This is a genomic window from Sporichthya brevicatena (genome assembly GCF_039525035.1).
GTDB classification, from domain to species: domain Bacteria; phylum Actinomycetota; class Actinomycetes; order Sporichthyales; family Sporichthyaceae; genus Sporichthya; species Sporichthya brevicatena.
Window position 1 is genome coordinate 34129 of sequence record NZ_BAAAHE010000014.1, and the last position, 13910, is coordinate 48038.

Sequence of the window (13910 nt, forward strand, 5' to 3'; positions counted from 1 at the left end):
GAGCCCCCTCGCGCCCGGCGCCGTCACCGACCCGGGGACCACCCCGGCCCAGCCCCAGCAGCCCGGCGGCCCAGAGGCGCCGGCCCCGGGGACGACCACCGCGCCCGGTGCCGTCGCCACCACCGCTCCCGGCGCGAACCCGAACGCCGGCGGCCCGAAGCCGGCTGCGACGACGAAGGCGCAGCCCGGCGCCGGGGCGACCGCCGGCGGATCGGGCCGGCAGTGCACCGGTACCGAGAAGCCGATCGTGATCGGCTCGGTCGGCCAGCAGTCGGGCATCGCCGGCGCAGTGACGATGAATGGCCCCAAGGCGGTGTCGGCCTGGGTGGCGTCGGTGAACGCGTCCGGTGGTCTGGCGTGCCATCAGGTCCGCTACCTCGTGGCCGACGACGGCGGGAGCCCGGCGAAGCACGCGGCGCAGGTGCAGCAGCTCGTCGAGCGGGACGGCGTCGTCGCGTTCGTGCAGATGAACCCGGCGCTGTCCTGGAGCGGCAGCGAGAAGTACCTCGTGGCCAAGAAGATTCCGGTGATCGGGACCGACACGTCCTACGACATGGTCTACAACCACCCGAACTTCTTCCCGCAGGCTTCGAGCGGGAAGTACAGCGTCCAGGCCACGGTGGGTGCCGTGTCGACGAGCTTCAGCCCGGAGGCGAAGGCGAACTTCGGCGTGCTGTCGTGCCAGGAGATCGCCGCCTGCACCTACCTCGCCGACAACACGAAGAGCCTGGCCGACATGTTCGGTCTGACGCTGAAGTACACCGGGCGAGTCTCGATCACGCAGCCGGACTACACATCGGCGTGCGTCGCCGCGAAGAACGCCGGCGTGAAGGGGCTGTACGTCGTCCTCGACGCCAACAGCGTCCACCGGCTCGCCCGCTCCTGTGCGTCCGTGCAGTACAAGCCGCAGGTCCTCACGCCGGGCACCGGGGTGACGCCGTCGATGACCGGCGACCCCAACCTTGAGGGGTTCTTCCAGGGGCTGATGGTGGCGCCGTTCACCGACCCGTCGATCCCGGGCGTGAAGGAGATGACGTCGGTCCTGGCGCGGTTCGCGCCGGGCCTCGACCGCTCCGGCCAGACCCCCGTCGGGTGGGTGTCGGCGAAGATGCTGGAGCACGCCTCGCAGTTCTTCCCGGCCAAGGACGCCTTGACGAGCGCGGACATCCTCGCCTCCATGTACAAGGTGAAGAAGTTCGACGCCGGCGGGATGACGGCCCCTCTGACCTTCACGCCGGGGGAGAACCCGAAGCCGTTCGTGTGCTGGGCCAGCACCACGATCCGCAACGGCGCGTGGGTGACCGCGAGCAAGTGGACGTGCAAGTGAGGGGCCGTCGGCTGGCCGGTGTCCTGCTCGCCGGTGGCCTCGTCGTCGGCGTCGGGACGCAGCTGCTGCCGACGGCCGCCGCGGCGTCGGCGTCGTTCGACGGCAGCTCGTCGGCGTACGGGCTGCGGGTCAACGAGTCGATCCCCGGGGCCCCCGGCGCGGACACCGTCCTCGACGGCGGCGGCCCCACGGCCCAGGCGGCCTTCACCTCGCTCGGCGGGGGAACGGGCTACGCGGCCCTGCCGGACCCGGGTCAGTTCCTCGTCGGCGTCCCCGGGCTCGTCGCCGGGCTCGGGCAGATCAACCAGGAGCTGCCGGAGTACCCGTTCGCGGTGCAGGCGAGCACCACCGATCCGGAGAAGGAGCTCTCCGCCGACGGGTACGCCATCCGCGCCCGGGTGGGGGAGGACGCGGCAACGTCCTCCGCCGCGGTCGGTGTCGGCCGCGACGCGACCGCGCTGCGCGGTGTGCTCGTGAAGTCCGACGCCTCCGTCTCCCGGCTCGAGGACGGCTCGGTCGTCTCCACGGCGACCTCGATCGTCGAGGGCCTGACGCTCGGTCCCGTCACGATCGGGCGCATCACCTCGACCGCGACGCGGACCCTGACCGCTGCCGGCAAGCTCGTCTCCGACTCGGACCTCTCGGTCACGAACGTCAGCGTCGCCGGGACGGCCGTCACCCCGCCGACCGGGACGCCGGGGGAGGGCACGTCGCCGTTCTCGCTCGGTCCGGCCGTCGACCCGTTGCTGAAGCCGCTCGGCATCTCGTTCATGACGATGGCTGCCCAGGAGGTCGGGGACACCGTCATCGCTCCCGCGCTGGTGATCACCGGCAGCTTCCCGGTGGACCCGGCCAACCCGTCGGCGGGCACCGGCACGTACAACCTGATCCTCGGGCAGTCCACCGCCCGGCTGCTCGGCCAAGCCGCTCCGGCCTACGCCCCCGGTACCGCCCAGACGCCGAGCGGCGGTGTGACGCCGGGTCAGCTGCCCAGCACCGACGGTCTCACGCCCGACCTCGGCGTCGCCCCGGGCGCGCTTCCCGGGGCCGTGCCGGGCGTGGTCCCCGGCGGCGTCCCGGCCGTGCCGCTCGTGCCGGTCGGCGCGGTCGGCATGTCGGACGCCGACGTCGCCGCGCTGCTCGCGGGGTGGGAAGGGGCGTTCGACATCGGCGGTCTCTACGTGTTTCTCGTGGTCGCGGGCCTGTCTGCGTTCGTGGTCGCCCAGGTGGTTCGGCTGAGAGGAGTGAGGGCGCCATGGACCTCGTCCGGTGGCTGAGGACCCAGTGGGATCGCGCGGCCGCGGTCGCGTGCGCGCTGATCGGACTGGTGTCGCTGATCCTCGGCTGGGCCGGTGTCTCCGACGCCACGCTGCCCACCGAGCAGATCCCCTACGTCGCCTCCGGCGGCCTGTTCGGCATCTTCGCCCTCGGCGTCGCCGGGACGCTGTGGATCTCGGCCGATCTGCGTGACGAGTGGCGCAAGCTGGAGGACATCCACGCGGACATTCGGGCCGACCTGCGCGCCAAGGCCGAATGACGACGGTCGCCGTGGGCACCCGGGCCGCCGTCCGGCGGGCCGCCGACGCTGCACCCGTGGGCGGGTTGTGGGCGCGGACCGACCTGGCCCTCGTCGTCGGCGCCAACGCCGTCGGGCTCGTGCTGATCGTCGTGGGGTGGCTCGGGTCGAGCGACGCCCTGACGCTGAACGCCGGCGTCGACTGGCTCAAGGTCGGAATCGTCGGCGTCATCTTCGCCGGCGTGTGCAACGGGCTGTTCCTGCTGCGCGGACGCCGCGCGGTCGGCCTTGCGCGCCGCGCGGTGCTCGGCGTGCCGCGGGACCGCCGGGCGGTCGTCGTCGAGGACGAGGTCGCGCTCGTCGCACGGCCGGGCAGCCGGCGCGTCCACCGGCCGACCTGCCCGATGGTGGCGGGCAAGCCCGTCGAGGCCGTGGCGGCGGTGGGCGACCTGACTCCGTGTGAGCTCTGCCGGCCGGGGGTCGCCGGATGAGCAGCGTCCTGCCGTTCCTCATCACCGGCCTGGTGACCGGGTCGCTCTACGCCCTCGCCGGCCTCGGCCTGGTGCTGACCTACCGGACCTCGGGCGTCTTCAACTTCGGTCACGGCGCGATCGCCGCCGGCGGCGCCTTCTGCTTCTACACGCTGCACACGACGCACGGGATGCCGTGGCCGCCGGCGATGGTGCTCACCGTCGCCGCGTTCGCGCTGATCGGGGGCCCGCTGCTCGAACTGCTGACGCGGTCGCTCGGCGCCGCGCCGGCGGCGATCGGCGTCATCGTGACGGTGGGTCTGTTCCTCGCCGTCACCGGTGTGCTGAACCAGATCTACGGCGCGACGATCCGGCAGGCGGACCAGTTCCTCCCCGAGGACGGGCCGGCGGTCTCGGGTGTCGTCATCAGCTACGGCCAGATGATCACCGCGGGCATCGCGCTCGCCGGTGCGGTGGGACTGTTCCTGTTCCTGCGCACCAGCCGTCTCGGGGTCGCGATGCGCGCGGTGGTCGACAACCCATCGCTGGTCGGGCTCACCGGCCAGACGCCGGCGCGGGTCCGTCGCGTCGCGTGGATGATCGGGTCCGGCTTCGCGTCGCTCTCCGGCATCCTCCTCGCGCCGGTGCTCGGGCTCGACGCGACGCTACTGACACTGCTCGTCGTGCAGGCGTTCGGCGGCTGCGCGATCGGGCTGTTCAAGAGCCTGCCGATGACCTACGTCGGTGGTCTCGTCGTCGGCGTCGCGGCCGCGCTGGCGACGCGGTTCCTGACCTCGTTCCCGCTGAACCAGATCCCGCCGGCGGTGCCGTTCCTGATCCTCATGGCGGTGCTGCTCGTCGTGCCCGTGCGGATGCTGCCGGGGACGCGCACACTGCCCCAACCCCTCGCCTCGGCCGCGCGGCCGCTGAACCCGCGGATGTCCGCCGGCCTCGGGATCGCGGGCCTGGTGTTCCTGCTGCTGGTGCCGGCGCTGGTCGGCTCCCGGCTGCCGGTGTGGATCGACGCGATGAGCTCGGTCTGCCTCTTCGGCTCGCTCGCGCTGCTGATCTGGACGTCGGGCCAGATGTCGCTGTGCCAGATCACCTTCGCGGCCCTCGGCGCGACGACGATGGCCCACCTCACCGGCAACGGCGTCCCGTGGGTGCTCGCGCTGCTGCTCGCCGGCCTGTTCACGGTGCCGATCGGCGCGATCATCGCGATCCCGGCGATCCGCTTCTCCGGCATCTACCTCGCGCTGGTGACCTTCGGCTTCGGCATCTTCATGCAGTACGTCGTGTACCCGACGTCCTGGATGTTCGGGCAGGACCTGTCCGCCTCCGCCGAGCGCATGCAGGTCGGGCCGATCGAGGCGCAGACCAACGAGAAGTGGCACTACTACGTCGCCCTCACGGTGGCCGTGCTCACCGTCGCCGCGCTGGTCGCGGTCAACCGCAGTCGGTTCGGCCGTTTGCTCCGCGGGCTGGCGGAGAGCCCCACGATGCTCGGGACGCTCGGGCTCGACGTCAACGTCACCCGGCTGCTGCTGTTCTGCGTCTCGGCGTTCTTCGCCGGTGTCGGTGGCGCGCTGATGAGCAGTCAGTACACGGTGTCGGCGACGAGCTTCAACCCGATCCAGTCGCTGCTGCTGGTCGCCGTGCTCGGCATCTGCGCGATCGCCGGCACCCGCCTGATCCTCACCACAGTCCTGGCCGCGGTGTTCTTCTCGATCGTGCCGGGGTACGCCACCTCGTTCGACGCCGAGGCGCAGACGCTGGTGTTCGGTGTGCTGGCCGTCGTCGCCGGTCTGACGATCGCCAACCGGGACCGATTGTCGGCCTGGCTCCGGCGCGAGGCCGCCGAGCGGGCGCCGCGGGTGGCGCACGGGCCCGCCGCCGCCCGGGGCAACTGGACCCCGCCGTGGCCGAGCGCGGCCCGGTCGTCCGAGGAGCGCGAGTTGGTGGGAGGTCGGCGGTCGTGAGCGGACTGGAGGTCGAACGGCTGCGCATCGCCTACGGCGGGAACGTCGCCGTCGCCGACGCGACGTTCAGCGCTCCGCTCGGCCGGGTCACCGGGCTGATCGGACCGAACGGCGCGGGCAAGACGACGACGTTCAACGCCGTCAACGGATTGCTGCGCCCCGTCTCCGGGACGGTGCACCTCTTCGGCCGTGACGTCACCCGCGAGTCGGCCGCCGCCCGCGCGCGGGCGGGCCTGGGGCGGACGTTCCAGCAGGTGCAGGTCTGCGCGAACCTGACGGTGCGTGAGAACGTTGCGCTGGGTGCGGAGGTGCGACTGATCGGCCGCAATCCGGTGCGCCAGTTCCTCGCCGGGGCCGGGCAGCAGCGCGAGGTCCGGCGCCGGACCGAGGAGGCGCTCGCGGCGTGCGGGATCTCCGGTCTCGCCGACACCCGCGCGGCGCTGCTGTCCACGGGGCAGCGTCGGCTGCTGGAGCTCGCCCGGGTCCTGGCGGGGGAGTTCCGCCTGCTGCTGCTCGACGAACCGTCCTCCGGCCTCGACGAGTCCGAGACCGAGCGGTTCGGGCAGATCCTGCGCCAGGCGGTCGAGGAGCGCGGAGTCGGGATCCTCATCGTCGAGCACGACATGCCGCTGGTGATGTCGATCTGCGACCACATCCACGTCCTCGACTTCGGTCAGATGATCTTCGCCGGCACACCGGCCGAGACGCAGGCCAGTGAGATCGTGCGTCGCGCGTACCTCGGCGAGGTCGAGACGGCGGGCACGCCATGAGGTTCGAGCTCCGCTCCGTCACCGCCGGGTACGGCGAGACCGTCGCGCTGCGGGAGGCGTCGCTGGTCGTCCCGTCGGGTCTGGTCGTCGCGCTGCTCGGCCCGAACGGCGCCGGCAAGACGACGTTGCTGCGCGTCGCGTCCGGTCTGCTCGCGCCGCGCTCGGGCCAGCTGCTCGTCGACGACCGCGACGTCACCGGTTTCAGCAGCGCCGAGCTCACCCAGGCCGGGCTGTGCCACGTGACCGAGGGGCGCAGTGTGTTTCCGTCGCTGACCGTCCGCGAGAACCTGCGGATGTTCGCGCGGCCGGGCGAGGAGCGCGAGGCTCTCGACCGTGCCGTCGACGCCTTCCCACGGTTGGGGGAGCGGCTGTCGCAGATCGCCGGGACGATGTCCGGTGGCGAGCAGCAGATGCTCGCCCTCGCCCGCGCGTACGTCTCCCGCGCGTCGGTGGTGCTGCTGGACGAGGTCTCGATGGGCCTGGCCCCGATCGTCGTCGACGAGATCTTCGCCTTCCTCGACCGCCTCGTCGCCGACGGCTCCACCAGCCTCCTGCTCGTCGAGCAGTACGTCACCAAGGCCCTCGCCATCGCCGACCACGTCTACATGCTCGACCGCGGCCGCATCGTCTTCTGCGGCGAACCCGACGAGCTCGACGCCGACGCCCTCGCCTCCAGCTACCTTGGCGCCTCGGCCTGACCTGCACTGGAGATGACATCTCTTGTGCATCCCCCCTGCACTGGAGATGACATCTCCAGTGCACCTGCATAAGAGATGTCATCTCCATGGAGTCTCGGGATCTGCCTACGGCCCCTTGCCCTCGGCCAACTGTGGAGATAATTTGCAGACTCGGCCGAGGACAGGAGCACAGGTGGGCGCGCAGCAGACGTGGCGGTGGCCGTCGAAGCGGCGGGGGAACTTCAACTTCCGCGCGCTGGCGTGCACGTACGAGTTCGCGGCCCGGGACGCTTACCTCGACCGGGAGTACTTCGGGCTCTCGCCGATGGGAACGTACTTCTTCGCCTGCCTGAACGACACCGAGGGGAACTTCATCGCCCCGATCCGCAAGGTCGTCACCGAGCTGTCCGGCGGACTCCAGCTCTCCTCCAACGTGGGCGAGGAGAACATGGAGATCGCGCCCGAGGCGTTCCTCGCCTCGCACCGCGGCGTCGGGGTGAAGTGGAACCTCGCCGAGGACGAGTCCTCGTTCGTCATCGCGGCCGCCGAGACCCCGTACAGCCGGCCGTTCCGGATCGAGATCCGCGACGACGGGTTCAGCTGGACCGAGGGCGACCTGCTCAGTATCGAGGGCCGCCGTCTGCGCCTCGGCTACCAGTGGTACACCCCGAACATCGACGAGCGCGGCGGCAACTTCTACGCGGCGCAGTCGTTCGAGGCGGCCGGCACGGTGCAGGGTCGGTCCGTTCGCGGCTACATGTCGATGGACAGCTTCTACGGCCCGATCGGGCAGGTGTACAACAACGGACCGATCTTCAACGCCGTCGAGCAGGCGTGGGTCGCGTTCGTGAACTTCTACGACGACGGCTCGTACGAGACCGGCGGCCTGTGCATCGGCAAGGAGCACTGGGGCTTCGGCGTCGTCTCCGACCAGGACGGGCCGATCGTCGAGTCCAACCGCGCCGACGCGGAGGTTCACCTCGACGCCGACGGCTACGTGAAGGTCGCGCGTTACTTCGTCGAGGACACCGAGTGGGAATTCACCGCCGTCGAGCGCGGGCAGATGCGCTCGATGGCCAAGGCCCGCGGGGACGCGTACCACGGGCAGGCCGGGTCGGTCCGCCGCGTCGGGGACGCCCGGACGCCGGTCTCCTCGACCGCCTGGATCGAGACGATGCCGCTCAACGGGCTCGACCGCCGGCGATGATCCGCGTCGCGCAGTGGGGGACCGGCAACGTCGGGTCCCTCGCCCTCGGCGCGATTCTCGACGACTCGACGCTGGCACTGGTCGCCCTCAAGGTCGGCCGGCCGGAGAACGTGGGCCGCGACGCGGCCGACCTGGCGAAGCGCCGTTCCGGGGCCGGGTCGACGGGCGTGCTCGCGACCGACGACTCTTCGGTCGTGCTCGCGGCCCGGCCGGACTGCGTCCTGTACATGGACCACGACCGCGACCGCGGTCCGCAGGTGATCGACGAACTCTGTGCGCTGCTGAGCCGCGGCGTCAACGTGGTCGCGACGACGATGCCGATGCTGGTTCACCCCGACGGGGCGGGGCCGGAGGTCCGGGCGCGGCTGCAGGAGGCCTGCGTCGCCGGGGGCAGTTCGTTCCTCTGTACCGGCATCGAGCCCGGGTTCACAGCGGACGTTCTTGTGCTGCAGTTCGCGAGCCTGTGCCGGGACGTGCGGTCGGTCCGTGTCGCGGAGGCGATGAACGTCGCGAGCTACCGGACGAAGTGGCGCTCCGGGCTCGGCAACGACATCCGCAGCGACGGGGAGACCTACCGGCCCGGCCACATCGCGCGGGGATGGACCGGGACGATGCGGCTGCTCGCCGACGGTCTGGGCCTGGAGCTCGACGACGTCCGGGAGGTGCGGCACGTCGCGGCCGCGGGTCGGGAATTCGAGGTCGCCGCCGGTCGCTACGGCCCCGACGACATCGCCGCGCTGCACTTCGAGGTGCAGGGCATCGTCGCCGGCGAGCCGCGTCTGGTCGTCGAGCACACGTACCGGCTGCTCGACGACGTCGGGCCGGAATGGACCCAGCCGGTCGACCCCGGTCGGCGGACCACGCGGATCCGGATCGGCGGCACCCCCGAGGTCGACGTGACCATGTCCCTCGGCGGTGAAGGGCTCGACCCCACCGACCAGGGCGTCCTCGGCACCGCGATGCGGGCGGTGCACGCGATTCCGCTCGTGGTGGCCGCGGCGCCGGGTCTGCGGACGAACGTCGACCTTCCGACGCGGAGTCAGATGCCTCGTCAGCCGAAGAACGTGTCCGCGTAGGTGTGCAGTTCGTCGACGACGGCCTCGACGCTCGCCCCCGTCGGACGAACCACGAAGTGGCCGACCCCCGCCTCGGCGAGGCGGCCGAGGTGGTCGCGGTGCTCCTCGACCGAGAAGCCGCCGCTGAGGTACGCCGTCTGCGGGGTGTGGGTCTGGAGGAACAGGTCCCGGCCCGCGGCCTCGCGCACCTCGGCGATCTGCCGGCCGAGTTCCTCGACCGTCGAGATCTGCGGTGAGCGGATCGACGCCGCCTCCTCGGGGGTGGTGATCAGTGGCGTCCAGCCGTCGAGCCGGGCCGCGCGCTCGCGGGCGACGCGGCTCGCGCCGCCGACGATCAGCGGCGGCCCGCCCGGCTGCACGGGCCGGGGGAGCGCGGCGACGTCGGACGCCTGCACGTGCTCGCCCTCGAAGCTGAACGGCGACTGCCGGAAGACGCCGCGGAGCACCTCCACCGCCTCGTCGAAGAGGGCGTTCCGCACGGCGAAGTCGGCCCCGAGGGCCCGGAACTCCGAGCGGAGGTAGCCCGTCCCGACCCCGGCGATCACGCGGCCCTCGGAGAGCAGGTCGAGCGTGATCAGCCCCTTCGCGGTGAGGAACGGGTTCCGGTAGGGGAGCACGAGCAGGTACGTCATCAGTTTGATGCGCGTCGTGTGCGCGGCGCAGAAGCCGAGGGCGCTGAAGATGTCGAGCGACTCGTGCCCGCCGGCGTCCATCCACTTCTGCGACGGGGCGGGGTGGTCCGTGAACGCGAGCGCCCCGTAGCCGAGCTCGTCGGCGGTGCGCGCGATCGTCGCCATTCCCTCCGGGCGGAGGATCGCCGGGTCGTAGCCGGGGGCGGAGACGGGGTAGTCGACGGTGAATCTCATCCGCGAAGCCTTGATCCTGGAGGACGTCCGGAGCAATATAACGATCGTTATAACACGTCCCGTGTTCCTTGGAGGCCCGATGTCCGGCTCCCACCCCCGCTACGGAGACTTCTCGTTCCAGGCGGTGGTCGACACCTACGACCCCAAACTCCGCGACCTGCACCCCGGCGACCTGCGCCACGGCCTGACGCTGCAGAGCCAGTACCTGTACGGCGGTCTGCGTGACTCCGACGGCAAGACCTGGATGCTCGAGCGCAAGTTCTGCGGGCCCATGACCGGTGGGCTCTGGATGATGTCGAACGAGAGTGGCCACATCGCGCTGCACCCGCAGGCGCTGAACGCCTCGCGCGGTGAGGCACTGCGGCTGATCGAGCCGGACCGCCGCCGCTGGACGAATCACCTGATGCACAAGCTCGCGCCGCAGTTCGGGATCACCAGCCACCCGATGTCGATCGAGCTCGACGACGAGCACCTGGTCTGGAACGAGGGCGAGCTGTTCGAGCTCTCCGGTCCGCTGCAGGGTCCCGGCTTTCAGCACTACATGCCCGCGCGCGACGAGCCGCTGTTCTACACGACGCAGATCTACTGGGTCACCGGCGTCATCGACGGAAAGGCGTGCGAGGGCTTCATCGGCCTCGACCACGGGTACTTCGCCGCCGGCCAGGAGTGGAAGGAGTACCGGTACTTCACCGACCTTGAGCTCGCGTGGGGCGTGTTCGCCAACAAGCTCGGCGACGGAACCATCGAGTACGGCGTCCTCGTGAAGGGCCGTCAGGGCTGGTCGGGTGCGGCCACGTTCGCGAACGGGGAGCTGGTCGCGAAGACCGACCGCGTCGGGGTGGAGTTCGAACTCGACTCCGACGGCTTCATCGTCGACGCCGAGTACGACATCGACGGCGTGAGGTACTCGATGGTCGGCGCCGAGGGCGGCCGGTTCACCAGCTTCGCCGAGGCGCGGTGGGCGGGGTACCAGTCCCAGTCGGTGATCGTCCGCTGCGTCGGGGACGACCGTCCGCTCGACAGTGGCTTCTGCTGGATCGAGTTCTTCCCCGAGCGGATCCGCGCCGAGGGTCTCGACACCCGCGGGCGCGGGTGAGCCGCGACGCGCTGCTGCGTGCCGGCGCCGACCACTTCAGCGCCGCCGGGTACGCCGGGGCGAGCGTCCGCGCGATCCTCACCGACGCGGGCGTGACCGCCCCGGCGCTGTACCACCACTTCGAGAACAAGGCCGGGCTGTACATAGCCGTCGCCGAGACCGCCTACGCCGAGGTCGTCGGCCGCTTCCGCGCCGCCGCCGACACGGCCGAGACGATGGACGGCCGCCTCGGTTCGATCCTCGACGTCGTCTGCGTCCTGCGCCGCGAGCACCCCCGCGTCGCCCGGTTCTTCGCGGTGATCGAGCAGGACGTCCGCCGGCACCCCGAGCTCGCCGAGCTCTCCGGCGTCCAGGACACCCTGAGCGAGTTCTGGTCGACCCTGCTCGCCCGCGCCACCCCGGCCCAGGTTCTCGCGGTCCGCGCGATCGTCGAGGGCCTCCTCGGCCTCGGCGACGAGACCCTCCCCGCCGCCCGGCTCCGCGCCACCGCCCGAGAGCTCAAACGCGCCCTCGCCGCCCTTGCCCTGCCGGATGCGAAGAAAGGGTGACACCCCTTACTGCGCAGTAGGGGGTGACACCCTTTCTGGCGCCAGAAAGGGTGTCACCCCCACTGGAGATGTCATCTCCACCGGCGGAGGCTGGTTTCGTTGGAGATGTCATCTCCAACGAACGGGGCGGGATGAGGTGGAGATGTCATCTCCACTCGGGATCGGCGTTCGTCGGTGGAGATGTCATCTCCAGGGGAGGGTCAGGGGGAGCGGGGGAGGCCGAGGCCTCGTTCGGCGATCAGGGTGCGCATTATTTCGCTGCTCCCGCCCGCGATGGTGTACGCCCGTGCGTAGAGCCACTCGTCCTGCCAGCGGCCGGCCTCGACGGCGGCGGGGTCGTCGGCGAGGGCGGGGCCGGTGGGGCCGAGGAGCTCGAGCCCGAACTCCGCTATCCGCAGGTTGAGCTCGCTGAACATCAGCTTCGCGTAGGGGGCGTCGGTGATCCGGCTGGTGCCGGCGACCCAGCGGGCGAGGCCGCCGCGGACGAGGGCCGCGAGGGCCTCGACCTCCGCCGCGAGGATGCCGAGGGTCTCGACCACCGCGCCGTCCTCGATCGCGGGGCGACCGTCGCGGGTCACGGTGCGGGCCAGCGCCGTCAGGGCTTCGACGCCCTGCTGCAGCCCGACGACCGCGGCACCGACCGCGGCGCGCTCGTGCGCGAGGGTCGAGTTCGCGATCAGCCAGCCCTGGCCGGGTGCGCCGATCATCGCGTCGGCGGGGACGGGGACGTCGTCGAGGAACACCTCGTTGAAGTCGGCGGTCCCGGTCAGCTCGCGGAGCGGACGGACCGTCACGCCCGGCGCGCGCATGTCGAGCACGAACGCCGAGATCCCCTTGTGCTTCGGGGCGTCGGGGTCGGTCCGGGCGAGCAGGTACCCGAAGTCGGCCCAGTGCCCGTCGGTGGTCCAGACCTTCTGCCCGGTGACGCGCCAGCTGCCGTCGGGCTGGGGGACGGCCTTGGTCCGCAGCGACGCGAGGTCGCTCCCCGCGCCCGGTTCGCTGAACAGCTGGCACCACAGCTCGGTCGCGGACCGGATCCCCGGCAGGTACCGCGCGCGCTGCTCCTCCGACCCGTGGTCGAGCAACGCCCGGGAGGCGAGCGTCGCCCCGCTGAACGGACGCGGCAGGCGCGCCCGTGCGATCTCCTCGACGACCACGACGTCCTGCATCGGCTCGTGGTCGTCGCGCCCGCCGTACTCGGCCGGCCAGTCCGCGCCGATCAGGCCGTGGTCGAACAGCGCGCGGTTCCAGGCCCGGAGCTCGGCCAGTTCGCGTTCGTCCTCGGCGCTGCGGATCCCCGCCCGCGGCGGGACGTCCGGCGCGTGCTTCGCGATGACTTCGCGCACCCGGGCGCGGAAGGCCTCCAGGCCCGCGTTCGAGGAGTCAGCCACGTCAGACCTCCACCAGTCGCCGGGCGTGGGTGCCGGGGGTGCCGTCGAGCAGCTCGTCGGTCTTCGCGCGCCGCAGCAGCAGGTGCACGTCGTGCTCCCAGGTGAAGCCCATGCCGCCGTGCAGCTGTAGCGCCGTCGACGCGACCCGCGCCGCGGCCGCCCCGGCGTACGCGCACGCCGCCGCGACGGCCCGGGCGTGTTCCGCCGGCGACGTCCACGAGAACGCCGCCGCGGCCTCGCGGGTGATCGCCTGCGCCGCCGCGACCTGCAACCCCATGTCCGCCGCCTGGTGCTTCACGGCCTGGAAGCTCCCGACGGGACGGCCGAACTGCTCCCGCTCGCTGACGTAACGCACCGTCATCTCCAGCAGTCGGTCCGCGGCCCCGACGGCGTCGACAACCCGCAGCAGCGCGAGCGCGTCCACGACCGGCCCGGTCGACGGGCCGGCGGGCGGACCGGGGAACGACACCGACCCCCACGACCGGCTCAGGTCGAGCAGCGAGCGCCGGGCGATGTCGAGCTCGGTGGCCGGCCGGACCTCCGGCCGGGGCCCGACCAGCACGACCGCGTCCGCCTCGGGCAGCCCGCACACCGGCTCGGCGGACGCCACCGGGACCACGACCAGCGACCCGTCCGCGACCGCGGCGGCCCGGTCGTCGCCGAGCTCCTCGAGCAACCGCGCCGCGATCGCGAGCTCGGCGAGTGGCAACGGCGACAGGCCGCGGCCGGCTTCCTCGACCACGACGGCGAGGTCCGCGAGCGTGCCCCCGGCGTCGGTCAGCAGCAGGCCGAGCAGGCCCGCCTCGGCGGCGGGACGGAGGTCGGCGCGCTCGAACGCCGACGTCCCCGCGTCCAGGCGGGCGCGCAGGGCCGGAACCGGGTCGGACCGGGTCAGCCAGGACCGAACCATCTCGGCCAGGGCCTGGCCCTCCTCGGTCCGTTCGTCGCCCGCCATGCACCCTCCCGGGAGACCGTCGAGTTAGTTGA

Annotated in this window: 14 protein-coding genes; 11 read left to right on the forward strand and 3 right to left on the reverse strand. The window is 71.8% G+C overall.

Annotation, left to right across the window (positions count from 1 at the left end; all coding sequences use genetic code 11):
* From ABD401_RS09120 to ABD401_RS09160, 9 genes are all read left to right on the forward strand, one after another.
* On the forward strand, window positions 1–1327 hold a 1327-nt coding region (locus ABD401_RS09120), incomplete at its 5' end, for an ABC transporter substrate-binding protein (RefSeq protein ID WP_344603840.1).
* Window positions 1324–2604: a hypothetical protein gene (locus ABD401_RS09125; protein WP_344603842.1), complete on the forward strand. Its 1281-nt coding sequence runs from the start codon at window positions 1324–1326 to the stop codon at window positions 2602–2604. The genes ABD401_RS09120 and ABD401_RS09125, both read left to right, overlap by 4 nt.
* Window positions 2583–2864, forward strand: coding sequence for a hypothetical protein (locus ABD401_RS09130; protein ID WP_344603844.1), 282 nt, complete (start codon window positions 2583–2585; stop codon window positions 2862–2864). Before ABD401_RS09125 ends, ABD401_RS09130 begins: the two co-directional genes overlap by 22 nt.
* Entirely contained in the window at window positions 2861–3334 is a 474-nt protein-coding gene (locus ABD401_RS09135; protein WP_344603846.1) for a hypothetical protein, read from the forward strand. Before ABD401_RS09130 ends, ABD401_RS09135 begins: the two co-directional genes overlap by 4 nt.
* A complete protein-coding gene (locus ABD401_RS09140; protein WP_344603848.1) occupies window positions 3331–5292 on the forward strand; it encodes a branched-chain amino acid ABC transporter permease in 1962 nt (653 codons plus the stop codon). The genes ABD401_RS09135 and ABD401_RS09140 overlap by 4 nt, the downstream gene beginning before the upstream one ends.
* On the forward strand, window positions 5289–6062 hold the full coding sequence (locus ABD401_RS09145) for an ABC transporter ATP-binding protein (RefSeq protein WP_344603850.1): 774 nt from the start codon (window positions 5289–5291) through the stop codon (window positions 6060–6062). Before ABD401_RS09140 ends, ABD401_RS09145 begins: the two co-directional genes overlap by 4 nt.
* A complete protein-coding gene (locus ABD401_RS09150) occupies window positions 6059–6760 on the forward strand; it encodes an ABC transporter ATP-binding protein (protein ID WP_344603852.1) in 702 nt (233 codons plus the stop codon). The genes ABD401_RS09145 and ABD401_RS09150 overlap by 4 nt, the downstream gene beginning before the upstream one ends.
* 172 nt (window positions 6761–6932) lie before the next feature.
* Complete coding sequence (locus tag ABD401_RS09155) at window positions 6933–7946, forward strand: hypothetical protein (protein ID WP_344603854.1); 1014 nt, start codon at window positions 6933–6935, stop codon at window positions 7944–7946.
* Window positions 7943–9022: an NAD(P)H-dependent amine dehydrogenase family protein gene (locus ABD401_RS09160; protein WP_344603856.1), complete on the forward strand. Its 1080-nt coding sequence runs from the start codon at window positions 7943–7945 to the stop codon at window positions 9020–9022. The genes ABD401_RS09155 and ABD401_RS09160 overlap by 4 nt, the downstream gene beginning before the upstream one ends.
* Here ABD401_RS09160 and ABD401_RS09165 read toward each other — a convergent pair.
* Window positions 8998–9888, reverse strand: coding sequence for an LLM class F420-dependent oxidoreductase (locus ABD401_RS09165; RefSeq protein WP_344603858.1), 891 nt, complete (start codon window positions 9886–9888; stop codon window positions 8998–9000). The genes ABD401_RS09160 and ABD401_RS09165 overlap by 25 nt on opposite strands.
* A 79-nt stretch (window positions 9889–9967) precedes the next feature.
* On the opposite strand from ABD401_RS09165, the gene ABD401_RS09170 reads away from it, so the two are divergent.
* Window positions 9968–10984, forward strand: a complete 1017-nt coding sequence (locus tag ABD401_RS09170) for a hypothetical protein (protein ID WP_344603860.1) — start codon at window positions 9968–9970, stop codon at window positions 10982–10984.
* Window positions 10981–11532 (forward strand): TetR/AcrR family transcriptional regulator, encoded by a 552-nt coding sequence (locus ABD401_RS09175; protein ID WP_344603862.1) that lies wholly within the window; start codon window positions 10981–10983, stop codon window positions 11530–11532. Before ABD401_RS09170 ends, ABD401_RS09175 begins: the two co-directional genes overlap by 4 nt.
* A gap of 200 nt (window positions 11533–11732) precedes the next feature.
* Here ABD401_RS09175 and ABD401_RS09180 read toward each other — a convergent pair whose 3' ends face one another.
* Together ABD401_RS09180 and ABD401_RS09185 are read right to left on the reverse strand one after the other, a co-directional pair.
* Window positions 11733–12923 carry an acyl-CoA dehydrogenase family protein gene (locus ABD401_RS09180; protein ID WP_344603864.1) on the reverse strand — a complete coding sequence of 397 codons (1191 nt, stop codon included), beginning with the start codon at window positions 12921–12923 and terminating at the stop codon, window positions 11733–11735.
* Window position 12924: 1 nt separating this feature from the next.
* The gene (locus ABD401_RS09185; RefSeq protein ID WP_344603866.1) at window positions 12925–13878 is read right to left on the reverse strand and encodes an acyl-CoA dehydrogenase family protein; all 954 of its coding nucleotides are present in this window, start codon (window positions 13876–13878) and stop codon (window positions 12925–12927) included.
* Between the last annotated feature and the right edge of the window lie 32 nt (window positions 13879–13910).